Annotated in this window: 18 protein-coding genes; 4 read left to right on the top strand and 14 right to left on the bottom strand. The window is 60.6% G+C overall.

Going from position 1 to position 26757, the window contains the following annotated elements:
* Positions 1 to 25: 25 nt before the first annotated feature.
* Entirely contained in the window at positions 26 to 439 is a 414-nt protein-coding gene (locus tag CKW15_RS09840; protein WP_095057632.1) for a cytochrome c5 family protein, read from the top strand.
* A 272-nt stretch (positions 440 to 711) separates the two neighbouring features.
* Positions 712 to 2631 (top strand): acetyl-CoA hydrolase/transferase C-terminal domain-containing protein, encoded by a 1920-nt coding sequence (locus CKW15_RS09835; RefSeq protein WP_095057631.1) that lies wholly within the window; start codon positions 712 to 714, stop codon positions 2629 to 2631.
* Between the two features lie 128 nt (positions 2632 to 2759).
* On the opposite strand, the gene CKW15_RS09830 is transcribed toward CKW15_RS09835, so the two are convergent.
* Both CKW15_RS09830 and rep read right to left on the bottom strand, forming a co-directional pair.
* Complete coding sequence (locus tag CKW15_RS09830) at positions 2760 to 3332, bottom strand: xanthine phosphoribosyltransferase (protein ID WP_046038985.1); 573 nt, start codon at positions 3330 to 3332, stop codon at positions 2760 to 2762.
* 57 nt (positions 3333 to 3389) lie between these two features.
* A complete protein-coding gene (rep, locus tag CKW15_RS09825; RefSeq protein ID WP_095057630.1) occupies positions 3390 to 5399 on the bottom strand; it encodes a DNA helicase Rep in 2010 nt (669 codons plus the stop codon).
* A gap of 264 nt (positions 5400 to 5663) precedes the next feature.
* Here rep and CKW15_RS09820 point away from each other — a divergent pair, with 264 nt between their 5' ends.
* Positions 5664 to 7337 (top strand): bifunctional diguanylate cyclase/phosphodiesterase, encoded by a 1674-nt coding sequence (locus tag CKW15_RS09820; RefSeq protein ID WP_095057629.1) that lies wholly within the window; start codon positions 5664 to 5666, stop codon positions 7335 to 7337.
* A 109-nt stretch (positions 7338 to 7446) separates the two neighbouring features.
* Here CKW15_RS09820 and CKW15_RS09815 read toward each other — a convergent pair whose 3' ends face one another.
* Entirely contained in the window at positions 7447 to 8844 is a 1398-nt protein-coding gene (locus CKW15_RS09815; RefSeq protein ID WP_095057628.1) for a NorM family multidrug efflux MATE transporter, read from the bottom strand.
* Between the two features lie 158 nt (positions 8845 to 9002).
* Here CKW15_RS09815 and CKW15_RS09810 point away from each other — a divergent pair, with 158 nt between their 5' ends.
* A complete protein-coding gene (locus CKW15_RS09810; protein ID WP_095057627.1) occupies positions 9003 to 9923 on the top strand; it encodes a LysR substrate-binding domain-containing protein in 921 nt (306 codons plus the stop codon).
* A gap of 203 nt (positions 9924 to 10126) precedes the next feature.
* On the opposite strand, the gene CKW15_RS09805 is transcribed toward CKW15_RS09810, so the two are convergent.
* The 11 genes from CKW15_RS09805 to CKW15_RS09755 are packed head-to-tail and all read right to left on the bottom strand — an operon-like array spanning position 10127 to position 26559.
* A complete protein-coding gene (locus CKW15_RS09805) occupies positions 10127 to 11605 on the bottom strand; it encodes a VWA domain-containing protein (RefSeq protein ID WP_095057626.1) in 1479 nt (492 codons plus the stop codon).
* 57 nt (positions 11606 to 11662) lie between these two features.
* Positions 11663 to 12169: a hypothetical protein gene (locus tag CKW15_RS09800; protein ID WP_095057625.1), complete on the bottom strand. Its 507-nt coding sequence runs from the start codon at positions 12167 to 12169 to the stop codon at positions 11663 to 11665.
* Between the two features lie 4 nt (positions 12170 to 12173).
* The gene (locus tag CKW15_RS09795; protein ID WP_095057624.1) at positions 12174 to 12905 is read right to left on the bottom strand and encodes a hypothetical protein; all 732 of its coding nucleotides are present in this window, start codon (positions 12903 to 12905) and stop codon (positions 12174 to 12176) included.
* Positions 12906 to 12939: 34 nt separating this feature from the next.
* Positions 12940 to 14484, bottom strand: coding sequence for an SUMF1/EgtB/PvdO family nonheme iron enzyme (locus CKW15_RS09790; RefSeq protein ID WP_095057623.1), 1545 nt, complete (start codon positions 14482 to 14484; stop codon positions 12940 to 12942).
* Positions 14474 to 15697 carry an ABC transporter permease gene (locus tag CKW15_RS09785; protein ID WP_095057622.1) on the bottom strand — a complete coding sequence of 408 codons (1224 nt, stop codon included), beginning with the start codon at positions 15695 to 15697 and terminating at the stop codon, positions 14474 to 14476. The genes CKW15_RS09790 and CKW15_RS09785 overlap by 11 nt, the downstream gene beginning before the upstream one ends.
* Positions 15681 to 16382: an ABC transporter ATP-binding protein gene (locus CKW15_RS09780; RefSeq protein ID WP_095057621.1), complete on the bottom strand. Its 702-nt coding sequence runs from the start codon at positions 16380 to 16382 to the stop codon at positions 15681 to 15683. The genes CKW15_RS09785 and CKW15_RS09780 overlap by 17 nt, the downstream gene beginning before the upstream one ends.
* A 10-nt stretch (positions 16383 to 16392) precedes the next feature.
* Positions 16393 to 18372, bottom strand: a complete 1980-nt coding sequence (locus CKW15_RS09775) for a vWA domain-containing protein (protein WP_095057682.1) — start codon at positions 18370 to 18372, stop codon at positions 16393 to 16395.
* A gap of 11 nt (positions 18373 to 18383) precedes the next feature.
* Positions 18384 to 19406 carry a hypothetical protein gene (locus CKW15_RS09770; protein WP_095057620.1) on the bottom strand — a complete coding sequence of 341 codons (1023 nt, stop codon included), beginning with the start codon at positions 19404 to 19406 and terminating at the stop codon, positions 18384 to 18386.
* 3 nt (positions 19407 to 19409) lie between these two features.
* On the bottom strand, positions 19410 to 22118 hold the full coding sequence (locus CKW15_RS09765; RefSeq protein ID WP_095057619.1) for a putative virulence factor: 2709 nt from the start codon (positions 22116 to 22118) through the stop codon (positions 19410 to 19412).
* Positions 22115 to 25180, bottom strand: a complete 3066-nt coding sequence (locus tag CKW15_RS09760) for a virulence factor SrfB (RefSeq protein ID WP_095057618.1) — start codon at positions 25178 to 25180, stop codon at positions 22115 to 22117. The genes CKW15_RS09765 and CKW15_RS09760 overlap by 4 nt, the downstream gene beginning before the upstream one ends.
* Before the next feature lie 17 nt (positions 25181 to 25197).
* Complete coding sequence (locus tag CKW15_RS09755) at positions 25198 to 26559, bottom strand: SrfA family protein (RefSeq protein ID WP_095057617.1); 1362 nt, start codon at positions 26557 to 26559, stop codon at positions 25198 to 25200.
* Positions 26560 to 26757: the final 198 nt, after the last annotated feature.

The raw sequence follows: 26757 nt of genomic DNA, 5'->3' as shown, positions 1-26757 counted from the left end.
TGAGGGTGAACGCGTGAATCTAATTATGAAAATGCTGGCTGTACCAGCAACCGTATTGGCCCTATGGGCTGCCAGCGCTCAAGCTGCGACCAACGACGAAATTGCCAAACGCCTTGAGCCGGTCGGCCAGGTCTGTGTGACAGGTAAAGAGTGCAAGGGCATGGAAGTCGCCGCTTCGGCTGGCGGCGGCGGTGGTGCCAAGGCACCTAAAGATGTTATTGCCAAGCATTGCAACGCTTGCCACGGCACCGGCCTGTTGGGCGCGCCGAAAGTCGGCGACAAAGCGGCCTGGAAAGAACGCGCCGATCACCAGGGCGGCCTCGACGGCATCCTGGCCAAAGCCATTACCGGTATCAACGCGATGCCGCCTAAAGGCACCTGCGCCGACTGCTCCGACGACGAGCTGAAGGGCGCCATCAAAGAGATGTCCGGTCTGTAACCAGCCCGCCTCTTTCGCGAAGAAGCCGCTTTCGAGCGGCTTTTTTGTGCCTGCGATTTTTGTTGCTTACCGTAGGAGCGAGCCTGCTCGCGATGGTCGTTAACGATAACTTGGCGAACCTGAAACCCCGCGGCGTCTGAGAGTCCTTCGCGAGCATGCTCGCTCCTACACGGTTTTTGTGTGGGGCGATGGTTTTTTACAGGCTGTTCAATGCAGCAAAGACCCGGCAAGCTCGGTCCAACCCCATACCATGGAATGCGAGGGAGGTTCGGATGGTTCAGTTGTGTACTATCGAACAAGCGGTCGATGACGTTCTGGCGCGGTTGCCGGCGCATATTCACATGGGCCTGCCGTTGGGATTGGGCAAACCCAATCATTTCGTCAACGCGCTGTATCGACGTATCGCCCAGTTGCCCGAGCGGCGGCTGACGATCTACACCGCACTGTGCCTGGGCCGTCCGTCCTTGGGCGATGGCTTGCAGAAGCGTTTCCTCGAGCCCTTCACCGAACGGGTCTTCGGCGATTATCCGGAGCTGGATCTCCTCGCCGACCTGCGCCGCGACAACCTGCCGGGCAACATTCACATCCAGCAATTTTTCATGCAGCCCGGCAGCCTGCTCAACAGCCCGCCTGCCCAGCAGGATTACGTCAGCAGCAACTACAGCCACGCGGCGCGGGACATCAATGCGGCTGGGCTGAACCTGGTGGCGCAGTTGGTGGCCAGCCATGCCGAGCACCCTGATCGCTTGAGCCTGAGCTGCAACCCGGACATCACCCTCGACCTGTTGCCCATGATCGCCAAGCGCCGCGCCGTCGGGGAAACTATTCTGCTGGTCGGCCAGGTCCACAACGATCTGCCCTATATGCCGGGCGATGCGGAGGTCGGCATTGATACGTTCGACCTGCTGATCGACGAGAAAGACAGCACCACACTGTTTTCCACGCCCAACATGCCGGTAGGTTTTCAGGACCATTTCATCGGGCTGCACGCCAGCACCCTGGTGCGTGATGGCGGCACGCTTCAGATCGGCATCGGTTCGATGGGCGATGCGCTGACGGCAGCGCTGTTGGCCAGGCAGACGGAAAATGATGGCTACAAAGCTTTGCTGGCGGATGTAAATCTCAGCCACTGGGCGCAGTTGATCGAGCGCGAAGGGGGCCTCGAACCTTTCGCCAAAGGCCTGTACGGTTGCAGCGAAATGTTCGTCAACGGCTTGCTGATGCTGTCCGACGCCGGAATCGTGCGGCGCAAGGTCTACCCGGATGTTGAAACTCAACAGCAGGCGAATGCCGGCACCCTCGACGAAGCGGCAACCGATGGCATCTCGGTGCACGGTGGCTTCTTCCTCGGGCCGCGCAGCTTCTACGAACGCTTGCGTGAGTTGCCACAGAGCAAGCGGCTTGAATTCAACATGACCCGCATCAGCTACATCAACGAGCTCTACGGCCAGGAAGAACTCAAGCGGTTGCAGCGTCTCGATGCGCGGTTCATCAACACGGCGTTTACCGTGACCTTGCTCGGCGCCGCCGTGGCGGATCAGCTGGAAGACGGACGTGTACTTAGCGGCGTGGGCGGGCAGTACAACTTCGTGGTGCAGGGGCATGCACTGGCAGGCGCGCGCTCGGTCTTGTTGCTGCGCAGCTGGCGCGAATCCGGCGGCGACGTCAGCTCGAACATTGTCTGGGAATACGGCCACTGCACGATCCCCCGGCATCTGCGCGATGTCGTGGTGACCGAGTACGGCATCGCCGATCTGCGCGGCAAGACCGATGCGGCAGTGATCGAAGCGTTGCTCAATATTTGCGATTCACGCTTTCAACAGGGATTGATCGAGCAGGCGCAAAAAGTCGGCAAGTTGCCGAAGGGTTTTCAGCTTGATCCACGTTTCAGTGATAACCGACCGGAGCGCTTGCAGGGCATTGAGGCGCGGCATCCGAATCTGTTTCCGGAGTATCCGTTGGGTTGTGATTTCACCGACGTGGAGCGGGATGTGTTGCGGGCGCTGAACTGGCTCAAGAGCAAATTCAAGCTGAGTGAAGTGCTGGAGTTGGGCAAGGCAGCGCTGGATGCGCCGGAGCCTGGGGCGTTTCCTGAGCATCTGGAACGCATGCAGCTGAGCAAGCCGGAAGGGTTGAAGGAAGACTTGTATCAACGGCTGTTGCTGGCGGGCCTGAAAGCCACCGGGCAATAACTGCCCATCCCAAAACCAACTGTGGGAGCTAGCCTGCTAGCGATTTCAGTCTGTCAGTCATGAAGATTGTGACTGACACGACGCCATCGCTAGCAGGCTAGCTCCTACAGGGGGGTTGCGGTCCGGCTTTATTCGATGAAGGTCACAACACCGTCAGCCAGCGACTTGACGCGGGCCAGCGATTCAACGCGATAACCCTGCGAATCCAGCTCCGCACGCCCGCCCTGGAACGACTTCTCGATCACGATGCCCAAACCGGCGACGGTGGCGCCAGCCTGCTTGATGATCGAGATCAGCGCCTGGGACGCCTTACCGTTGGCCAGGAAGTCATCGATGATCAGCACGCGGTCGCTGCTGGTCAGGTGACGCGGGGAAATCGCCACGGTGCTTTCGGTCTGCTTGGTGAACGAGTAGACGGTCGCCGACAGCAGGTTTTCAGTCAGGGTCAGGGACTGGTGTTTGCGGGCGAAAATCACCGGCACACCCAGGTTCAGACCGGTCATGATCGCCGGGGCAATGCCCGAGGCTTCGATGGTGACGATCTTGGTGATGCCCGAATCCTTGAACAGCGTGGCGAATTCGTCGCCGATCAGCTTCATCAGGGCCGGGTCGATCTGGTGGTTCAAAAAGGCGTCGACCTTCAGGACCTGGTCGGAAAGCACGATGCCTTCTTCGCGAATTTTCTTGTGCAGGGCTTCCATGAAGCTGTCCTCTGTTGGCGCTTTGTGCGCCCTAAGGTTGTAAAAAAGTGGTCAATTCTAGCGCTTTAACATCGCGCGTATATCCGCCAATGCGCTATTGCCCCGCACGGCTTTGACTTCGGTCGGTGTATCGTCGTTGCCTTCCCACGCCAGATCGTCCGGCGGCAGCTCATCGAGGAAGCGGCTGGGCGCGCAATCAATGATCTCACCATACTGCTTACGCTTGGCGGCGAAGGTGAACGCCAGCGTTTGACGTGCGCGGGTAATACCCACGTAGGCCAGGCGGCGTTCTTCTTCGATGGTGTCGGCTTCGATGCTGGAGCGGTGCGGGAGGATTTCCTCTTCCATGCCCATGATGAACACGTAGGGGAATTCCAGGCCTTTGGACGCATGCAAGGTCATCATCTGCACGCCTTCGGCGCCGTCTTCTTCTTCCTGCTGACGTTCGAGCATGTCGCGCAGGACGAGTTTGCCGATGGCGTCTTCGACGGTCATTTCGCCGTCTTCGTCTTTTTCCAGGGTGTTCTTCAGCGCCTCGATCAGGAACCAGACGTTACCCATGCGGTAATCGGCGGCCTTGTCGCTGGAGCTGTTGGTGCGCAGCCAGTTCTCGTAGTCGATGTCCATGACCATGCTGCGCAGGGCTGAAATCGGGTCTTCGCCCGCGCACTGCTCGCGCACCCGGTCCATGAAACGCTTGAAGCGCGACAGGCGATCGGTGAAGCGGCTGTCCAGATGCTCGCCCAAGCCGATTTCATCGGTGGCGGCGTACATCGAGATCTTGCGTTCGGTGGAGTAGTTGCCGAGCTTTTCCAGCGTGGTCGAGCCGATTTCGCGGCGCGGTACGTTGATCACCCGCAGGAAGGCGTTGTCGTCGTCAGGGTTCACGATCAGGCGGAAGTACGCCATCAGGTCTTTGACTTCCTGACGCCCGAAGAAGCTGTTGCCACCGGACAGGCGATACGGCACCTGGTGATGCTGCAACTTCAGCTCGATCAGCTTGGCCTGGTAGTTGCCGCGATAGAGGATCGCAAAGTCGCTGTACGGGCGATCGGTGCGCAAGTGCAGGCTGAGGATTTCCACGGCCACGCGCTCGGCTTCGGCGTCTTCGTTGCGGCAACGGATCACGCGGATCTCGTCGCCGTGACCCATCTCGCTCCACAGCTGCTTTTCGAATTCGTGCGGGTTGTTCGAGATCAACACGTTGGCGCAGCGCAGGATGCGGCTGGTGGAGCGGTAGTTCTGCTCCAGCATCACCACTTTCAGGGACGGGTAATCGTCCTTGAGCAGCATCAGGTTTTCCGGCCGCGCACCCCGCCAGGCGTAGATCGACTGGTCGTCGTCGCCTACCACGGTGAACTGGTTGCGTTTGCCGATGAGCATTTTCACCAGCAAATATTGGCTGGCGTTGGTGTCCTGGTATTCGTCGACCAGCAGGTAACGCACCTTGTTCTGCCACTTTTCCAGGATGTCGGCGTGCTCTTCAAACAGCTTCACCGGCAGCAGGATCAGGTCGTCAAAGTCCACCGCGTTGAACGCCTTGAGCGTGCGCTGGTAGTGGGTGTAGACGATGGCAGCGGTCTGCTCCTTGGGGTTGCGCGCGTTTTCCAGGGCCTGGGGCGGCAGGATCAGGTCGTTTTTCCAGGCGCCGATCATGTTCTTGATCTCGTCGACGCCGTCTTCGCCCGAGTATTCCTTCTGCATGATGTCGGTCATCAGGGCTTTGACGTCGGTCTCGTCGAAAATCGAGAAGCCCGGTTTGTAGCCCAGCCGCACGTGTTCCTTGCGGATGATGTTCAGGCCCAGGTTGTGGAAGGTGCAGACGGTCAGCCCGCGGCCTTCGCCGGCGCGCAGCAGGGTGCCGACCCGCTCCTTCATCTCGCGTGCGGCCTTGTTGGTGAAGGTCATGGCGACGATGTACTGGGCGCGGATGCCGCAGTTCTGGATCAGGTGCGCGATTTTGCGCGTGATCACGCTGGTCTTGCCGGAGCCTGCGCCGGCGAGCACCAATAGAGGGCCGCCGACGTAGTTCACGGCTTCTTGCTGCCGGGGATTGAGTCGGGACATACGTAAATTCAGAAGTCAGTCACGAAATGGGCCGGCATTTTAACAGGCTCAGCGAATTGTGCTGCTCTGTCCGACTTGTGACGTACAACGCTTTCTGTATTTGCCGGTTTTGTTACTTTCACGCAGGATGCGCAATAAATTTGCGGCTAATGTTCGTAATTCCAGATACAAAGACCGCGTTTTGATAATTGATGTCATTGCCATTGGTTATCGGCACGGCATAATGCCGGTCGCCTACATCTTTGCAGAGTCTAGGGAGCTAGCTTGTCTACGCCTGTCGAACCCTTGCGTTTGCTGTTACTGGCCGAAGAGCCAGCGTGGGCAGCGTTGTTGCGCGAGTGTCTGGCTCCGATGGGGAGCACGGCCGTGCTTATCAGTGCGCCGAGCTGGGACTCGGTCAGCAGTCTGTTCGATGACAACCGCAGCGCGGTGTTATTGACGATCCCGGCACTTCAGCCGGCACCCGGCCGTTGCAATCTGCCGACGGTGTTGCTGCTGGATCACGAGCCCCAGACCCCGCCCGATGGCGTGAGTGACTGGTTGGTGCGCGATCTGCTCGATCACGGCATGTTGCGCCGTTGCCTGCGCCATGTGCGCGAACGTGGCGTGCTGGAAAACACCCTGCAACGCCTGGCCGAGCAAGACCCGCTGACCGGCATCGCCAATCGCCAGGGTTTTCAGACCTTGCTGACAGCGCGGCTGGCGGAAAACGACGGGCGCGGTCTGGCTCTCGGTCACCTCGACCTCGACAATTTCCGTTACGCCAATGATGCCCTCGGTCATCAGGCCGGTGACCGCCTGATCCTGCAAGTGGTGGCGCGGCTCAAGAGCCAGCTTGAGGCCGGCGATCAGTTGGCGCGCCTGGGCAGTGATGAATTTGCTCTGCTGATCGACACTCGTCGCGCTCCCCAGCGTGCCGAGTGGATGGCCGAGCGCATCAGCGAAGCATTGGCCGAGCCTTATTGGGTCGATGGCGAAAGCCTGCTGATCGGCTCCAGCCTGGGCATTGCCCATGCACGGGCCCAGGCCGGTGCGGACCCGCTGATGTGGCACGCGCACATCGCCATGCAACAGGCCAAGAGCACCCAGGGCTGCACCTTTCACATTTTCAACGAACGCATCAACCGCAATGCCCGCAGCATCGCCGACCTTGAAAGCGAACTGCGCCGGGCGTTGCGTCGTGACGAACTGGAACTGCATTACCAGCCACGGCTGAACCTTGAAGACGGGGAGATCGTCGGCCTCGAAGCCCTGGTCCGTTGGCGTCATGCCGAGCGCGGTTTGCTGCCACCGAGTGAATTCGTGCCGCTGGCCGAGCAAAGCGGCCTGATCGTGCCGCTGGGCTACTGGGTGATTTCCCGGGCGTTGCGCGACATGCAGGCGTTGCTTGAACTGGGCTTGCCGCCGCTGCACATGGCAATCAACCTGTCGTTCCGCCAGTTCCAGGACAGCCAGTTGCTCTCGACCCTGAGCCGTTTGATCGCCGAACGCGGTGTCGAGGCGCAATGGCTGGAATTCGAATTGACCGAAACCGCGGTCATGCGTCGCAGCGATCTGGTCAAGCAGACCATGGACGCCCTCGGGCGCCTCGGTGTGCGCTTCTCCCTCGACGACTTCGGAACGGGTTTTTCGTCGTTCGTGCACCTCAACAGCCTGCCGATCACGCTGCTGAAGATCGACAAGAGCTTTGTCGGCGGCATGGAGCAGCGCGAGGAGAACCGCAAACTGGTCCACGCGATGATCAACCTGGCGCACAACCTCAACCTCGAGGTCGTGGCTGAAGGCGTGGAAACGCCGGAGCAGCTGGATTTGTTGCGCGGGTTTGATTGCGATCAGGTGCAAGGGTATTTGATCAGCAAACCGTTGCCGCTGGCCGAGTTGGTGGAGTACCTGACGTTCGACGCCAGACAGCAGCCGATGATGGAAATCGTTAGTTAAGGCGCCACAAGTCACCTGTAGGAGCTGGCTTGCCGGCGATGATGGCCTGACAGCCAGCGATGATGTGACGGTCATCGCTATCGCTGGCAAGCCAGCTCCTACAGGGATCTCAGTCTGGCTGAGCGACTGTGAAACCGTTCCGTTGCGCTGGCTCGCGCTCGATCATCCGTTTCATCTTCCACTCAAATCCAAGCGTCAGGCTCACCGCCGCGCACGCCAGCCCCAGCGCCAAACCCCACCAGACGCCGGTCGGTCCCCAGTTCAGGTGAAACGCCATCCACCAGGCCGCAGGCGCGCCAATCAGCCAGTAGCAACCCAGGCCGACGAGGAACGTGGTCTTCGCATCCTTGAGCCCGCGAATGCAACCCATGGCAATGGTTTGCACGCCGTCGAACAGCTCGAACCACGCGGCCACCGCCAACAGGCTCACCGCCAGACTGATGACTTCGCGGAAGGCCGGGTCATTGTGGTCGAGGAACAGACCCACCAATTGATTCGGCAGCAGCCAGAACACCATCGCGAAACACAACATCGCCACCGCGCCGAAGACTATGCCGACACGGCCAGCCAGGCGTGCGCTCAACAGTTGCCCGGCGCCGTAGTGCTGACCGATGCGCATGGTGATCGCGTAAGAAATCCCCGCCGGCACCATGAACGCCACCGACACGATCTGCAGGGCGATCTGGTGCGCGCCCAGTTGCGTACTGCCCATGGTGCCCATGCACAGCGCGGCGAAAGCAAACAGCCCGACTTCCACCGCATAGGTGCCACCAATCGGCAGGCCCAGGCGCCACAGCTCCTTCAGGTACTGACGGTTGAGTCGCGATAGACCCTGGCGCAGCGGATAGTCGTTGTAGGCCGAGTGCCGACGGATGTGCCACGCCAGTGCCAGCGCCATGAGGTTGGCGACAATCGCCGTCACGAGCCCGATCCCCATCAGCCCCAGTTTTGGCAGGCCGAACATGCCGGTGATCAACGCATAGTTGAGCAAGAAGTTGGCGACCGTACCGCCCACGCTGATGACCATTACCGGTGTTGCGCGGCCGATGGCACTGGTGAACCCGCGCAGGGCCATGAAGCTCAGGTAACCGGGCAGAGCGAACGGCAGGAAGATCAAAAACTGACCGGCCGCGTTGACGTTGGTTTCGGTTTGGCCAAACAGCAGCAGGACCGGTTTGAGGTTCCACAGCAGCAGGCCGGCAACCAGTGCCATCAGCCACGCCAGCCATAACCCGGCCTGGGTCAATCGGGTCGCTCCGAGGATGTCGCCGGCACCTTGCCGGATCGCCACCAGGGTGCCGACCGCGGCAATCACGCCGATGCAGAAAATCGACACGAACGAATAGGTCGCCGCACCGAGCCCGCCACCGGCCAGCGCCTCGGGACTCAGGCGCGCCATCATCAATGTGTCGGTGAGGACCATCAACATGTGCGCCAACTGCGAGGCAATCAACGGCCCCGCCAGCCGCAGGATGGCCCAGAGTTCAATACGCGCTGGATGCTGCATGGTCATCACGCTCGAATATCAGAGAGAACAGGAAAGCGTCGATTCTCGGCGCTTTGCGGGGATTGCACAAAGGGATAAAAAGGATAGATGGCATGATTCAAACTCATGCTGAATAGTTTCTGCTAGGGTTGGCGAGTCCCGCTGTAGGAGCATTCCTGATGTCACGTCGTCTTCCTCCCTTGTATGCCCTGCGCGCATTCGAAGCGGCGGCGCGGCACAGTTCGTTTACCCGCGCCGCCGAAGAACTGTCGATCACCCAAAGTGCGGTCAGCCGGCATATTCGTACGCTGGAAGATCATTTTGCCTGCCGCTTGTTTCACCGCAGTGGCCGCAACCTGCAACTGACCGAGTCGGCCCGTTTGCTGTTGCCGGGTATTCGCGAGGGTTTCACAGCCCTGGAGCGGGCCTGCAACACCCTGCGTGCCGAAGACGACATCCTGCGCATGAAAGCCCCGTCGACCCTGACCATGCGCTGGTTGCTGGCGCGCCTCAGCCGCTTCCGTCATCTGCAACCGGGCAACGAAGTGCAATTGACCAGCGCCTGGATGGACATCGATACGGTGGACTTCAATCACGAACCCTTTGACTGTGCCGTCATCCTCAGCAACGGGCATTTTCCTCCGGACTGGGAGACGACTTTCCTATTCCCCGAAGAGCTGATTCCGGTGGGCGCACCGAATCTTCTGAAGGATCAACCGTGGGACGTTGCGCGCCTGGCCAGCGCCGAGCTGCTGCACCCGACGCCGGACCGCCGTGACTGGCGCAAGTGGCTGGAGCGCATGGGCCTGACCGATCAAGTCTCGCTCAAGGGCGGGCAGGTGTTCGACACACTGGAACTGGGCATGATTGCTGCCGCCCGAGGCTATGGTGTGTCCATGGGCGATTTGCTGATGGTGGCGGAGGATGTTGCGCAGGGACGTCTGAGTTTGCCGTGGCCGACAGCCGTCGCCAGCGGTGAGAATTATTACCTGGTCTGGCCGAAAACCCGCCCTGGAGGTGAACGTTTGCGCCGCCTCAGCGTTTTCCTCTTGGGTGAGGTTCGGGCCATGGAATTACCGGCGGTCGAGCACCTGAGCTGAATCGATGTGGCACTGTGGCTGTGACTGCCTAGGGGCTGGAAAGCCTGGCGCAGACTTGCGGCATGATGTTGACCGGTTTCGTTGAGGCGCCTCTGAGATAGCCATCGCGAGCAGGCTCCAACACTGTATTTGTGATCGACACAAACCCTGTGGGAGCGAGCCTGCTCGCGAATGGGGTCACTTCATTTCAGCATGCTCCCAAGCTAATCACACTTGGCATTGCTGGATAATTCCTTGCTTGCCTGTTTCAACTGGTTGCCCAGTTCAGCCGCGTTGGTGCTGTTGTAAACCCGGCCGCCGGTGTTTTCAGCGATGCAACGTGACGGGCCGCCAACACCGATTTTCACCACGTTGACCCGCAGGCGCGGTTGTTCCCTGGCGATTCGACGGGATACCGCGCAAACGTCCTGCCCGCAACCGTCTTCTCCGTCGACAAACATCACGATAACCGCATCGTTATTGCGCCCGTCGACGGTACTCGCCGCGTGGGCCAGGCTGTCGGCCAGCGGTGTGCCATCGTCGGGAACCAGACCTCGAATCCCGTTGATCAGCCTCGGGCGGTCGCCGAACCTGAACACACCCCGGTCCGGTGTTCTTTCGCAGCCGGCGAAGGTGATCAGGCGTGTGTCGATCTTCGGGTCCAGCCCGTTGATCATGCTGGCCAGCGAGTCCTTGGCGACGTCCATGCGGCTGGGTCTGGCGGTGAGCCGCATGGTGCGGTTCGGGTCCAGGAGCTTGTTGAGGTCACTACCGAAGAACCAGTCCTCGTCGGCTTTCACTGACTTGATGTTCAAGTTCATCGAACCCGAGGTGTCGAGCACCACCACGAATTGCGGGATCTCTGAGTTCGGCGCATTTTTACGGCATGCGAAGTTGTCCAGCGTTGGGGCTGGTGGCGGGGCAGCCACTACCGGTTTGGGTGGTGGAACCGGTTTGGGTGGCGGGATCGGCTTGGGTTCCGGTGCTGGTTTTGGTGGCGGGACCGGCTTGGGTTCCGGTACTGGTACTGGTACCGGTTCTGGCGCGGGTGCTGGTACCGGAGCAGGTTTCGGTTCCGGTTCCACGACAGGCTCGGGAGCAGGTTCAACCGGTTTCTCAACCGGCGTCACCACTGGCGCCACTGGCGCGACAGGCGGAACCACAACAACCGGCTCACGGTGCAGGAACCACCAGAGCCAGAGCGCCAGAAGCAGCAGCAACAACGCGAGCAAGGCCGCCGCGATCCACCAGCCTCGACGCGATGGCGGCACGACCGGAGCGAGAGGTACCACCGGCGGCACGATCGGTTTGGGCGGACGCAGGTTCCAGCGCACCACCAAAGGCTCACCGTTGAGGCTGTAGAGTTTGTCCAGCTCAGGCGCGCCGAGCAGGCTGCGCAGGTCATCCGCTTCCGTCGGTTGACCGCGTTTTTGCAGTTCGTCCGCCAGCTGTCCAAGGGACGTCTGTCGCACTTCATAGGTTTCCAGCAACCGTCGTTGCGCGTCCTCGTTGAGGTCGGCATAGGGCGTGGGTTGGCCGCCCAGTTCGGTCCACCATTCCAGCACGTCGCCGCTGCCCATTCGCGGGATGGCAAACAGACTGGCGACGGTCGGCGGAAAGTGTTTCTGGATGAGGGCGACTTTGGCTTGCAGCGTACTCATCCCCTCCGATGTGGCTTGCGCATCCCTGATGACCCGCTGCATGACGACGATTCCTGAAAAAGTGCAGGCATCCGTCGGGATGCCCTGCGGGGTGAAAAGTTACTCTTCGTAGCCGAGGCTGAATTGCAGCTGATTGACCTTCTTCTGCAACGTTTTCAGCTCTTGCTGCTTGGCCGCCAGCGTCGCTGGGGTTGATTGGGTCGTTGGCGCCGCTTGCGAAGCCTTGAGCTGCTTCTCGAGGTCGGCAATTTGCTTCTGCACCTGGGCTTCATTGCCACGGCGGGCCTTGAGCGAGGTCAGCAGTTGCGCCAGCGACTGATTCAGCGCCGCCTGGGATTTCTGCTGGCTGGCCAGATCGGTCTTGGTGCTGAGTTGTTGGGCCTGAATGTTCTCGTACACCTGATGGAACATTGCGTTTTGCTGGCGGGACTCGCTCAGGGCCAGTTCCTTCTGCTTGACCTGATCGCTGTAACCACCGGAGTAGTCGCAATTCATCTTGGTCAGCATGCTGCTGTCGCGATTGGTTGCATCGCACTCGCCGGGCGCGGTCGCGCAACCGCTCAGGGCCAGGACGGCGGTGATAACCACCAGTTTTCGTAGCGTCATGTGCTTAGCCCAGTGTGATTGCGGAGCGTTGGCTGTACAGAGCATCGACTTCCTTCTGGAGGGTGACGACTTTCTGGTTCATTTTCTGAATGTTCATGTCCACCTGCCTGATCTCGGCGCTGGTGCCTTGTGAGCGCTCGGCGTCTGCCACTTTGCTGTACTCGGTGACTTTGGTACGCATGTTGGCAAGGTCTTTACGCAGGCGTGCGATGTCCGAATCGATCCCGGCGATTTGCGCCTGAGCCCTGGACTTGTCGACCCTCTTGTTGGCGATGTCCTTTTTGATCTGGGCGATTTGCGCCTGGTCATCATTGATCACTTGCTGAGCGGTCGCGGTACGGGCGATCACCTTCTGCGTGTCTTGCTCGACGTCGCTGTTCATTTTCGCCAAACGGGTGGTGGTGTCGGCGTATTCGGCGCGACGTTGATCCAGGTAATAGTTGGCGCCCATGGCCACGCCGCACGCGGTAATACCGGCGGCGACGACGCACACGGTTTTGTTGTTGCTGTTGGACAGTGCGCAAGCGAGGATGGCGACACCGGCGCCGACGGCGCAGGCCTGGTATCCGGACTTGCTGAAGAAATCTGCGTCATTGCCCTGGGTCAGGCGCGGGTCGGCACCGTCGCCCTCGCCGAGCATGGAGCTGCCAGTGTTGGCGCAACCGGTCATTAGCAGGCTGCCGGCGACTACGAAAGCGATCTGTAGCTTGAAGCGAGTCCAAAGGCTGCGCGACATGGTGAAACTCCTACATAACGGTGTTGACGCGTTGTTATTGAGTGACGGTTTTGCAGCTGGTCAGCCAGGCTTCAGTGTCGATTTTCTGCTTTTGCAGGAACGCCTTCTGATTGGCCCAGTGGGTGCGCAAGTAAGGCTTGAGGTCTTGCAGCTGTTTGTTGCGGCTGATGATTTCTTCCATCACCGGGACTTGCGTTTCAAGCAGTGGCTGGCCGTACAAGGTAGCCGATTCCACCAGGCTACTGGCGTAGTAACGGCTGAGTTTGTGCAGGCGATCCTTTTGCTCTTCGAGCTTGCCTTTACGCATGTCGCAACTGGCGTCTTTGTCCGCGCCTTCGCAATTGAGCTTGTAGTTTTTTTGCAGGAAGTCCACGTACTGGCCATCGTCGAGCATCTTGGTGCACAGGAAAGCACCCAGGTTGAGGCTGGCACGGATCGCCTGGTCGCGGGTTTCTTCCTGCTGCTGGTTGCTGGCACGCAGCTGGCTTTCCAAGGCCTTGAGTTTTTCCTTGAGCGCTTTGTCTTCGACGCCCGAGGCGAGGCTGTTCAGGGATTGTACGGTGCCTTTGTCGGCGGATTCGGGGTCCTTGCTGCCGGTGCCGAGTTTCTTCCAGCTGCTTTCGATGCTGGCGACCCGTTCGCGAGAGGTGAGGGTCGGTGAGACCATGACCAAGCGCAGGCCGGTGGTCTTGTTTTTCACCTGGCCTTCGGCGTTGTAATACGGCTCTTCCTGGCGCAATGCCGTACGCAGGTCGGCTTGCGCGGTCAGGTAGTTGCCGCCACGGACGACGTAGCCGCCGGCCTGACCGTGCTGGCGGTCGAGTTTGTTCAGGCGAAACGGCTCGAACATCATTTCGTCGACGTTACCGAGCATGTCATGCAGGCCCAGCGAGTTGGGCTTTTGCAGACCGGTCAATTGCACTTTGCCGTTGGACGATTGCGCCCCGGCGAACCACTCGTAGGCGTTGATGCCTTCAGGCATCGGGTAGTGCGTGTCGCGGAATTCAGCGGCACTGACTTCCAGCCCGCCGCGTGCGGCGAACTCCCATTCGACTTCGGTTGGCAGGCGCAGAAAGCCTTGCGCGCCGTCTTCCTTGGGCAGCTTGCCGGCGGCGTTTTTGCGCAGCCACAGGTTGTACTTGTCGGCGGCGTCGATGGCTTGCACCCAGCTCACCGCCGTTTGCGGCAAGCGCATCTTGGTGGCGGCGGTGGGGCAGGTCGCTTCGGTCAGCGCGGCGTATTGCAACTGACTCATCTCGTACTTGGCCATCAGGTAGTAGCGGGATTTGTCGTTCTTGGCCCCGGTAAAACTGCCGGCGATAAAGGTCGGACGGGTCTGTTCGACATAGCCGTATTCCGCGCCGTCCTGACCGATGTTGATCGGGTAGTCATCCAGCGGGCCGGCGACCGGAATGAACACCTTGCGAAACACCATCGAGCCTTCGCAGGGCATTGGCAGCACCACGTCGGCGGCGTCTGGCATCGGGTTGTAATACTTCGCTTCCCAGCCTGCCGCCGAGGCGCAAAGCACGTAGCCGAGGCTCAGGGGCAACAGCAAGCCAAAACGTTTATAGCTCACGCAGACTCTCCGCAGGTTGGATGTTGATGGCTCGCAGGGCGCCGATCGCGGCCACCCATGCAGCGACCAGGAAGGTCAGGAGCAGGGCGGCAACGCCATGCCAAGCGGTAATGTGGCAAACGAAGGTGCCGGTCGCCTGGCTGTTGCCGAGCAAGTAGTCGAACAAATGACTGCCCACAGCATAAAACCCCAGCCCGCCAATGTAGCCGGCAAGGCTCAGCACCAGCGCTTGCAGGACCACGAAACCGCCAACGGCCCGGCGTTTGAAACCCAGCAGGCGCAGGACCGCCAGGCTTTTGCGTTTACGGTCGATGTTGGCCAGGAACGCGCCCACCATCGACGCCACGCAGCCGATCAGTGCCGCCATGGCGATTACACCGAAGATCAGCCCCAGCACATGGTTGATGGCTTTGACGTTGTCGATGTCGGCCAGTCGGCTGGAGGTTTCGATGTGTTGTTCGTTGAGCCAGTGTTCCAGCGGTGCGACCTGATCGATGTCGCGCGCATAAACGCGGGCGCGGGCATACAACGGTTGCAGATTACCCTGAGGCTTGCCGGTGTCAACGCCGAACCCACTGACCTGGTAGCCGTCGCGAAAGCGCTCCAGATCCAGCAGCAGCGGCGGGGCGACAAACCCGGCAGCGCGACCGAAGCGGGCACCGTCGAGCACGGCCAGTACCGTCAGCGTCATCTCGCCACGTTCATTGACACCGTCCAGGCGGCGCAAGGCCCGCATCTGCACGCTGTCGCCTACCTTGGCCTGCAAGCGTTGCGCTGCGCTGGCGCTGAGGATCACTTGATTGCCGACGGGGTTGAGTGACGCCAGGTTCAGTTGTGGGTCGCCCGGCTCGGTCGCGATGATTTCTGCGCCTTCGACAAACCGTTGCATGCCAATCTGCAAGTCAGCCTGGGTATTGAGGGAGCGGGTCTGGCCGAGGGCAAAACCGGTCTCGGGGCGCTGGCGCAAACGCTCGATCCAGGCCGTGTCGTAATTGCCGTTGCTGAGCATTTTCACTTCAAGGTTGCGCGGGTCACGCAGCAGTTCGTCCTGCAGCTGGCTGACCACCCCGTGTTTGAGCCCGAACAGCAGCAATAACGGTGCGATCACCGCCACCAGGGACGCGGCGATGCACAGCGAGACCTTGCGGTCGTGCCAGAGGTCTTGCAGCGCCAGTGAGCCCAGCAGGTGCAAGCGATCAGTCCATCGGTTCAAACAGAGTCTCTCCCTGGCGGCTGATAGCGCCGAGTCGCGGCAAGCCGAAATCTTTCAGCAAGGCCCAGTCATGGGACACAACGAGTGCGCTCAGGCCCATGCTCGACACCAGGCTCAGCAGCAACTCGAACAAACGCCGGGCACTGTGAGGGTCGAGCGCGGCGGTCGGCTCGTCGGCCAACAGCAGCAGCGGTTCATGGGCAATTGCCCGAACGCAGGCCACGCGCTGGCGTTCACCGATCGACAAGGCCTGTGGTTGTTTATCCAGCAACCCTTGCAGGCGCAACACATCAACGGCGTGGTCGATGTGCTCGCTCTTCGCCGGCATCCCGAGCAAACGGCGCGGCAGGCTGATGTTGTCCCGCACGCTCAGGAATGGCAGCAAGCCGCCGCTCTGCAAAATGAATCCCAAATGCCGTGAACGCACCGCTGCCAGAGCAGGCTGGTCGTCAGTCGCCAGCAGATGGGCGATATCCTGAGCGGGCGCCGCGCCCAGTCGAAAGCGCTCGAGTTCCACTGGCGCGAGCAACAGGCCGATGGCTTCGAGCAACGTGCTTTTGCCACTGCCGCTTTCGCCGGTGATGGCGAGGATTTCCCCGGCGCCAACCTGCAAGTGCGGCAATCGCACGTGATGAGCCTGTGCGCCTTCACCACGGCGCACCAGCAGGTTCTTGATATCAAGCATGGGCGTCTCGTTAAGGCATCATTTCCAGTGGTACGGGGTAGACGTTATCCCGCGCATCGCTGTCCTTGGCCAACGCTACCCAGCGGTCGACATCGGCGTTGTAACGCTGGTAATGCCGCAGTTTGGTGTTCAGCGTGCGGATGAATTTCTCTTGCGCCAGACCGTCCCAGCTCTTCCAGGTCTCTTCATCCAGGTTCAGCACTTCACTGTGATAAGGCAGGTCTTCGAGGTATTCGCCGAGGACGCCCATGTCCGCCAGTTTGGCGTTGCCGTTCTGTTTGAGCTGATTGGGATCGGCGCCCATGGTCGCCGCCACGGAACGCAGGCGATCGAACATTTCCGTCGGCGAAATCAGGCCTTCGTTGGCGGCATCGAGAATCTGCTTCATCACGTCGCTCAAGTCGCTGAGCTGGGATTTGGTCAGCAGCACCCGCACATCGGTGGTCGGAATGTTCTGCTTGATCAGGTCGCGGTCAGTGATCCACGCCTTGAACACCGGCGGGGCCTTGCTGTTGGTCTTCTCGCCGAGGTAGGCGAGTTGCATGGCGTGGCCGATCAGCGCCGCGTCTTCGAGCATTTTCTTCTCGGCCGGGTCCTGCTTGGCATTCGCCGCGCTGCCGATGGCGTCCTCGCCCATGTAGGCGGCTTTCACCTGTGTCGTGATCGCACCGGCCAGGGCGTCAACCTTGCGCCCGAATTCTTGCACATCCCCAGCATTCACCGGGTAGTACAGCGAGGTATTGGTGCCCGGGTAGGTCGACAGGTTCTGGTACTGCGCCTCGGCCTTGGCGTGGTCCTTGGCCCCGGCCGGGGTTTTCAGGTGCAGGGTGTAAATCGCCACGCCCGGGTTGGCGGCTTCCATACGCACCTGTGAGGCACTCAAACCGGTCTTCGACAGCTTGTCGTCACCTTCGATGGCGCCCGCGTCAGTGATCAGCACCACGTAGCGCGCGCCGAACTGGTTCCAGTCGACCTTGTCGATGCTCTCCATGACGCCAGCAAACGAGTCTTCATCGAAACTGCTGCTCGACACGGTAGCCTGCTTGAGGTCGGCGATTTTGGCGAAGAAGTCGGCGCTGTCTTTCACCCTGGTAGGGTCGGCGTACATTTTGGTGGTGTATTCCAGCCCAGGTACCGCCTGGGTGTTGGAGCGGAAAGCCACCAGGCCGAATTTGACCTGCTTGCCGAGATTCTGCGCTTCAATCTTCTGGTAAACCTTGCGGATCGCCTCGCGGGTGCGGTCGATGTAGGGGTCCATCGAAATCGTCGAGTCGATGACAAATACCACGGCCGCACTGAATTCCTTCAGCTGGTTGGCCTTTTTCTCTTCGGCTTCCTTGCTGCCGGCAGCGCTGGTTGCAGCACCACCCTTGGCGCTCTTGTCATCCGGCTTGCTGACGGAGGCGACGTTGAGCAGGCGCGTGCGGAAACCGCTTTCGGTCATGACTTCTTCGCCACTGAGCACCGGCAGCAGGTAGAACTGCTTTTGCAGGTCGACGAAGTATTCAGGTTCTTCAGCCAGTACGCCCGGTGCTTGCTGGCCCTTTTTCAGCGTGGCCCGCAGCGGCGCGACTTTGCTGACCGGGTCCGGTGCATCAAGAATGCCTTCGACGGTGGCGCGGTCCTTGAAGAACAACAGCCGGTCACGGTTGGCCGGATTGGTGAAGGCCAGCGTCAGCTGCATCTTCCAGTCGGTGGTGCAGCTTGCAGGCAGCCAGCCAATGGTTTTGCCATAGCTGTCGGGGCCGACTTTCAGCCATTCGGCGTTGCCTGCTTGCGCGCGCTCGTACACATAAAAGCGGCTGAAGACGGGTTGTGCGTCACCTTCGGTACCGCCCGCCGTCGGGCTGGTCTTGCAGCCCGGCGTGGTCAGCACGCGTTGAAACAGGGTCTTTTTACCGGCCTGGATCAGCGGTTTGTCACCGGCCTGGGACAGCGGGCTGATGCACAGTGCGAGCAAGGCGGCACCGCTCAGCAGGAATCGACTCATGGGCGAACGGATCACTTCTGCAACTCCTCGAAGCGCTGCTTGGCTTCGGTGTTGTTCGGGTCCTGGGTGAGGATGGTTTCGTACCAGTAGGCGGCGGTGGCGTTGTCCGCGGTCGGGAAGCACTCGCTGGCCTTCAGGTATTTAGGGTCGTATTCGCGGGCATAAGCATTGGCGATCAGCGTGTCACCGGCCTGGGCACGGTTGGCGTACAGACGCTGGGCGACGCCGCAGTGTTTACCGGCCTTGGCCTGGTTGATGATCTCCAGCAACCTGGCGCTGTCGGGGGCCGCCTTGATGCAGGTCTGGACGAAGGTCAACTCGGGCAGACTGTTCATGCTGTCGAGGGTGCAGGCTTGAGCATCGGCGCCGGCGGGTGCGGCGGCAGTGGCGGTAACCGCAGGGGCCGGGGTGCGTTTGTAGAACCAGAATCCGGCACCCGCTGCCAGCAACAACACCACAATCAACAGACCGATCAGGCCTTTGTTGCTTTTCTTCACCGGTGGAGGCGGCGGCGTGTAGGCGGGCTCGGTGAGCACCGACTCCAACTCCACTTCGGGTTCGGCGGTGGACAAGACCAGTTCAGGCATGTCCGGGATCTCCGGGATCTCCACCGGTGGTACGCTCGGCGTCGTCAGTTCGGCGCTGCCGTAGGTCGAGCGCGTCTGGCCGCCGGCCGTGGACGGCAGCAGCCCAACGCCTGGGCGAACCACGCCTTTATCGGCATGACCGTGGTTCTGTTGGCGCAGTTCGATCTGGAATTGCGAATTGGCGCCGCCTTCCAGCAGCGGGTCGACCACGTTCGGGCCGACCTGCGTTTCCAGGGCTTCGTCGTTGGCCGTGAGGTTGAAACGCGAGACCTTGAACCAGAATGGATTGTTGCTCCAGGTCTTGTGGTCCTGGAGGTAAAAACCGTCCTGGTTACGCTGAATGGAAAACTCCAGTTGTTCCTCGTCACCCTGCCATTTCTTCACAGTGAGGCGGGCCTGGCCAGGCACATTGGGCTCTAACGCGAGCAGGTCGACACGAATGGGCATTGCTTATCTCGCTGCGAAGGCTGTGAGCACTTGGCCCAGCCGTTCGTTCTGTTCAGGGGTGATTTCTCGTCCGGCACCATGGCCGGCATTGTCCTGCGTGATGTAGGCCAGGCCCGAGAGCCAGTCGCCCAGATACCGCTGCGCCTGATTCGCCGGTTGCGCCGGCAGCACGGGCACTTGTCCCGGGCCAATGTCGGTGTAGAACGAAAACAATGGCTCCTTGGCCCCGGCGCGGCTGTTTGGGCGCTCGCTCACCGGTTTCTGGAGGTAGCCGAACCAGGACACGTAATCGCGCAGCACCCGTTGCACTTCCAGTACCTGGCGCTCGACCAGTTGATCGCGCCGCGCGCCGCTTTGTGCACGTTTGAGGACGGCGCGGCTCAGTTGCCCCGGCAAGTCCTGGCGATAACCGGCGGTGATCAGTTCATCGACCACCGCTTCCAGCAAGGCCTTTTCCAGCCCCAGCAGGTTGAGCAGGCTTTGCCGGGTGGTCAGTTCACGCAGGTGTGCGATCCAGGCCTTGAACGCCGCTTTGGCGAAACGGTGCTCGTTGCTTTGCAGTTCGGGCGCCGGGGTGCCGGTTTTGCTGCTGACGGGCGCTTCGTGGCTGAGGTCGTCACTGAAATCGAAATTGAAACCGGCGTCGTTGCCATACAGGCTCTGGCTCGGTGTCGGGGCGACCGGCTCTTTCGCGGCCGGCACGTCATCGGTTTCGTACACGCCGCTGAGGTACAGGTCGCGGACCTCTTCGCTCGGTATGTCGAGTTGATCGATCAATTCGCCAAGTACTGCCGGACGACGACCCAGGCCTGTCAGAATCATTTGCGCCTTGGCTTTCTTGGCGGCTGCGGCGCTGTCGTCGTCGGCGTGGTACCAGGTGCTGAGGCCGTGAGTGGTCAGACCTTCGAGGCATTCGCTCAATTGCTCGCGGATGCGCTGCAATTTGAATTCGATATTGGCCACGCCTTTGAAACTGCCGCTGAAGTGGCTGATGCCACCGTCATCGTTGCGCAGCATTTCTGCCCAGGCGTTGGCCGGGTTCTTGATGTGTTTGCACACCAGGGCGTTGCTGGCAAAGCTGGAACCCAGTGCGTCGACACGTTCTTGATAGATGGCGTTGAGGCCGGTTTCCGCGCCGGTCGCGTCTTGCCCGATGAACGCCGCGTCCATACGCGGTTTGCGCACCAGGTAGGTATTCTGGAACGGTGTGCCGGCCCAGTCGTTCATCCAGCTCAGGCTACCGAAGCGCTCCAGCATGGTCAGCTTGACCATGCCGTTCCAGCTCTCGTCGTACTGATCGGGTGTCAGGCTGAGGGAGTTGGTAATGCGCAGGTCGAGCATGGTCAACGCCCAGATCAGCCCGGTGTCGCGCTTGCTGCGAGCGGCCGAGTCGGCGCCCTGGGTTTTTTCGATCCAGCGGGTCAGCACCGGGCCCACGTCGTTGACGTCGCTTTGCTTGGTCGAACCGGTGCAGACCACCAGTGCGTTCATTTCCTGGTTGTCGGTGTAGCGTTCGAACAGATAGGCGACCTTGCCGCGAAGGATCAGCTGGGAAACGGAGTTGTCCTTGGCGGTGGATTGCGGGTCGTTGGAATTGGCGATCTCGTGCAGTTTCTGGCGTCCGCGATAACCGGGGAAGTCCAGCAAGTCGACCTGATTGACGATGTCATCAACCGGCGCTTCGATCAGGGGGAAGGTCATTTCGGCGGTCAGCGCCGCCAGTTGCGCGACAGGTATCGCCTGACTGTTTTGCAGGCGATCGCCAACCAGCGGTCGAACATCGATCGGCAAGTCCTGCGGGCTGCCGAAGCGTTCGAGGATGTCGACGTTCATGATGCTGTCGCGCTGGCTGTATGTGTCGTTTTCGAAACTCACCAAGGCCTTCAACGGTGCGAACACGGTCTCGGGCAGACCCAGCTTGTGCAGCGCGCCGGCCAATTGCTGGTACACGCGCGTCAACTCGCTTTGCTCGCCCCAGAGAATCGAAAACAGCTCGGCCCGTTCCTGGAAATTCAGGCGTGGCGCCAGTTGCAACGCTTTGGGCCAGTACAGGTGCTCAAGCTTCTTCACCGAGTTGCGGAAATTGTCACGCAGGTAATCCCACAGCGACACCAGATCGTCGGCATTGACCCCCGTTTGCAGCGGGCCGGTTTCGCGGCCCTCGAACGGTTTGAGCGCGCGCTGGATGCGTTCTTCGTCGATCTCGTAGGAAATCCGTTCAAGGTCGAAATCCTTGAACCAGGCGTTGGCGAGAATCTTTGCCAGCTCGATTTCCTTGAACAGCGTGAGTTCTACCGGGAAGTCCTTGTCCTGGCTTTCCGTCGCCCGACGGCTGAAGCGCGTTACCAGGCCGGTGGCTTCCTTGCCACCACCCACCGGGTTGATGTGCTTGATGAAGTCCAGGCGATGGTCGCCGAACTCGGTCTCCAGCTTGCCGTTCTGACCGGCGGCGAGGGCCGAAATCAGGTAGGACTTGCCAGCCTGGGACAAACCGAAAAAGCCAATGGTCATCGGCGTACAGGCCACGCGACCGAGGCTTTGGGCCAGGTTGCGGGCGCGGTGCAGGCGGATGTTCAGGTTGTCGGCTTCGCTGTCCAGACGCGGCGCATTGCCGCGCGTCTGGCCTATCCAGTCCAGCGCCTGACCGGCGCCTTCATAAACAGCGGCCCAACTGGCAGAGAGCTGAGTTTGATCGGGGGTCAGGTCATTCATTTGCGTTTCACACTTCCACTGTCGAGCCAGTACTTGGTCTCGCTCAGGCCGGCGTCGAGCATGGTGTTGAGTTCCAGTTCGAGGTCGCTGCGCGGGTTGAAGTTGACGTTGTTGCTGTTGGATTCGATGTCGCGGACCGAGAGGCGGTCGCTGACCAGATCCTGTTTGCGTGTGTATTTGTCTGCCGGTTTGACCTCGAACCGTACCTTGAGCAGCGGCGCGCTGCCGTTTTCACCGATTGCCCGGGAAAACTTCTCCCGACCGGCCTTGGTGAACCGCAAGGTGTACAGCGGCGAGGCGGCCCAACGGTCGGTGGCCAACTGGCGGAAACCGAGGCGCAGGTCACCGCGCATTTCCAGCTGTGGTGTGTCGGCGCCGTCGCCCGTGCCGATTTCCGGCAGCTTTATTTTGTAGTCTTCGGACTGGATGTCGCGGTACAGCACGTCGGCATCCTTGATCACGTTGTTCAGGTCGATGACGCCGATGTGCTTGACCGTCGAATACGGCTTGAGCGCCGATGCCCGGAAGTAGAAGTTCGGCACGCTGTGGTTGGCGCACAACAGGCAGAGCATGGCGCCGACCGAGGCGGTGCTTTTCGGGTCGTCGATCCGGCCGTTCTTGTGAAACGGATACCAGCCGCCGGTACGGTAGTTTTGCAGCGCCAGAATACGCCCCGGCGGCAGCGGCAACACCTTGCGAATGAACGCCTGGATGCCGGGCAGGCGCGAAGGACGGCCGGTCAGCAGCAAAACATCACACGGGTAATGCGCGACCACTTCACACAGCGCACCAAGGATCTTGGTGATGTTGATCTGATCATTGAGGAACGCGGCGTGGAGCTTTTGCAGGTCGAAGCTGATCGGCGCGGCATACAGGTCGAAACCGCTTTGACCGCCGACATCGCGACGCACGGCGGCATTGACGTAGTCCAGCACGGTCTGGCTGATTGCGTTGTCACCGAGCAGTTGGCGGTAGCTTTGCGGGGTGACTGCTTGCGGGACCTGCGGATCGTAATGCTCGTACGCCTTGAGCAGTGCCAGGCCCAGCGGGGCGAACACCTGGAGGTTCAATTGCTGGCGCAGGATCATGTCCTGGGCGCTGACCGATTCATCGCCACACAACCGTGACATCAGCGAATCCGCAGCTTTCACGCCAGCGTTCTGCAAGGCTTTTTCGAAACTCGGCAGGACGAAGTCCTGAATCACGTCCAGCAGGATGTCGTCACCGGCCACTTTGAAACCATCGCGAAAACGCTGTTCGGGCACGATGTGCACGTTGCTGCCGCTGCCGGTATTACCCGCGCGGTCGAGGCGATAGTCGGTGATCACCAGGTCGGTGGTGCCACCGCCGATGTCGATGGTCGCGAGGGTGATGCGTTGGCGGTCGGCCTTGTCCGGCCGGGCGATGGTGTCGAAAAACTCTTCCGGATGACCGGCGAAGTTCTCGTTGACCTCGGTGTACAGGTACACCAACTGGCCGCAGGACGCTTCGTCCCATTCCACGCGGATACTCGGGATCGGCGTGCGTGGGCTGACGGCCTGATCCTGATGTGGATCTTCCTCGCCGGCATGCCAGCCGAGGCTTTTCCACACCAGGCCGATGGCTTGCAGCATGCGTTCGTTGAGGATGCTGCGCTCGGCCTGCGGCATGCCCGGCGGTACGGTCAGCGTGATGCTGTTGAGTTGGCGCGGCACGCGGGTGTGACCCTGGCGCGAACGCTGGGCCGGGCTGTTGATTTGCGACAGCGCCTGGGCCAGCACTTCGGCGAGCATGAAGGTCATTAGCGAGCTGCGTGAATAACGCGGCATGAACACCGGCAGACGATCGTCTTCTTCGAGGCTGTATAGCGCCTCGCCGGTTTCGTTGATCAGGTGCGAGAACGGCGCGGCGGTGGCGTACGGCTCGTTGTCGGTCTTTATGTACGAGCAGTTGAAACGCCAGCCGTGGCCATAGGCGTTTTCGTCCCACAGATAGCGTTTCGGGCTGGACAGGCCGGTGGAGCCTTCGGTGCCGCGACGACGACTGGCCAGACGACTGGCCTCATTGCCGACGCGGGCAATCGTCGCCCATTGGAACGCATCGTGACGACCGCTCTTGACCGAGCAGTGGTCTTTGCCGAAATACGCCTGGGCGAACTCCACGCGGCTTTCAAACGGCAGGTTGTAGGTGTGTTCGGGGGTGATCAGGTCACGCAGTTCCAGCACGTAATTCTGCTTCAGTCCGGAGCCGGCCTGACCGTGGTTTTCGATCAGGATGCCGCAGGTGCGCGAGTTGCCGACGTCCAGCACCAGGTCCACTGGAATCGGTTTGACCAGGCCATTGCTATCGTTGGCGACCACTTTCAGCTCAGGGATTTCAACTTTCGCCCGGGCTTTCGACGGCTGGGCGGATGACGGTTTGCTCAACAGGCTGAGCAAGTTGAGGTAGTGCGCCAGGTGATAGTTGGCACGGATATCGATGTCCAACTCTGCGCGCGAACGGTGGGCATTGCCCTCATTGAACACTTCCAGCAACCACTCGTTGACCCACGGCTGTGCCAGAAACCAGCGGGTTTCGCTAGCCTTGGTCGCCAGTTTGAAAGATACGCCGGAGCTGATGTCTTCTTCGTTTGGCGCCAGATATGCAGTGCCGTCACGCTTGGGCATCACACGGCTGTCGAACGCCATCGTCAGGCGGTGGGTGTTGCCGTCGATGTCGGGAGTTGCCAGTTTCACCAAGCGCATGCGCGACCAGTTGGTAGGGCCTTCGTCGAAGCGATGCGGCGGCATGAAACGGAAAAACGGGGTCGGCAGCCAGATACCGTCGAGTAAATCGAGGCTGCTTTTCATGTCGACGCTGAACGCAGGTTTGGCCTTTTCGACCTTTTCCGGTTCGGGCTCGTAGAAAAAGAAGTCTTTCTCTTCGTTATACGCCAGGCGGCAGATCAGCCCGCTGATCATCGGTGCGAACTCACCCGCCGGTTCCTTGCGGGGATCCAGGCGCAGGGCGAAATCCATGAACTGGATGCCGGTGTCGCTGACCAGCGTGACGGTGTCTTCGAATTGAGTGACTTCAGGCAACATGTCGGGTTATTCCGTTTTTATTCGGCCACTTGCCGCATGGACATGGGGAATTGATCTTTTCCGTAACCGCCGGTGCAGTCCGCGACCGTGGTCGCCCCTGGGCGGCAGTTGACCTTGGGCATGTCGTAAGTGCTGCCATCGCCGCAAACGGCCTGGCCCTGACTGTCGATGGCCAGGCTGCCACCCTTCATAGTAGCGCTCACCGGCCCACTGCATTTCGAGCCGTCGGCCTGGTGTACGGTGACTTGGCCCTTACCGTCCTTGAGCTGGTATTCCAGACGCAGCGGTTTGCCGGTTCGGCGGTCCTGTATCCCGGCGCCTGCGTTGTACTGGCCGTCGAGGAACTTGGCGGCTCCGTCGGCGACGTCTGGTGGGATGCTCAGGGGAGGGCCGGCTTTTGCGGCGGCGGATTTTTCTGCCTCGGGCGATGTGACATCCGGCGGCGCGGTTTTGTTTTCGGGGGGGGCGGCTTTGTTTTCGGCTGCCGGGTCTTTGGCCGGGTCTTTGGTCAAGTCGGCGGGTGCTGCGTCAGCCTCGTTACCCTCGACGCCCGGCGTTTCCACACCCTGTGTTCCGGGCACGACGGTGCCGGTTCCTGTGGTGGAGCCTATAACGGTGCCTGTCACAGGAACGCCATTGAGCGTCGTGACATTGCCGGGCAGTTGCGGCTCTTCCAGTTGTTTTTCCACCGGAACGATGCCCTCAGGCAGCAGGTCCACAGCCACTAATGGAATCGGGACGCAACCGCGCAGGCCGAGCAACAGCCACAAAAGCAGCAGCAGGAGCGGCAGCAGCAACAGCCACCACCACCAGCGCCGCCACCACGGACGGGCAACTACCGGCGCAACAACAGGCGCTTCGACCACGGGTGGCAGCGTGAATGCGGGCGGAACTTGATAGAGGCAGTGCAGGGGATCGCTAATGCCGCTACCAGCATGCTCGAACCCCCAAAAGGTCAGCACCGGTTTGCCTTGCACCAGATAGACAAAATTTTCGTCAGGGAAATGAATCACTCGCTTGAGTAGCTTGCCAAAGACGGCTTTGTCGCCTTGCTGCTGCTCACCGGAATCAGTGACCAGGAAACGCTGGCTCAATTCCTCGAGTGCAGTCTTGAGGGCTTCAAGTTGGCGGCGGGCAGGGGCGCGCTCTTCTTCGGTCGCGCTGCTCCACGGGATCACATCGCCGTCGAGGGCGCTGTACCAATCGATCTGGTTGCCGAGCTCATCGCTTTGAGGAATGGCCAGATGATCGACCAAATCGGGGTTCTTGCGGCGAATGGCTTCGCGCAATTGCAGGGCTGCCCGGTAGACCGGTTGACCTGTTTCGCCGAGGGCAGTGAATGACCCGCTCTTACCGCTGCGTAATAGTGCCCCGCGCATTCAAACTCCATACGATCCGTTGCGCAAAAATGACAGACAAATGCGTCTGTACTTGCTCCTGCAATTAGCGGGCGACCTTAGTGTCATCATGACATCGCCGTCAATCTGCCGGAGCTTCAACCGTATGAGACTAACGTAAGCGTGCGGAGGTTGCATAAGGTCAATTTTAATTGGCTTGGGAAGGCTCGGGCGTAAGCT

Origin of the sequence: Pseudomonas sp. Irchel s3b5 (genome assembly GCF_900187435.1) — a bacterium.
Taxonomy (GTDB): domain Bacteria; phylum Pseudomonadota; class Gammaproteobacteria; order Pseudomonadales; family Pseudomonadaceae; genus Aquipseudomonas.
This window is presented reverse-complemented; position numbering and strand designations above follow the sequence as displayed.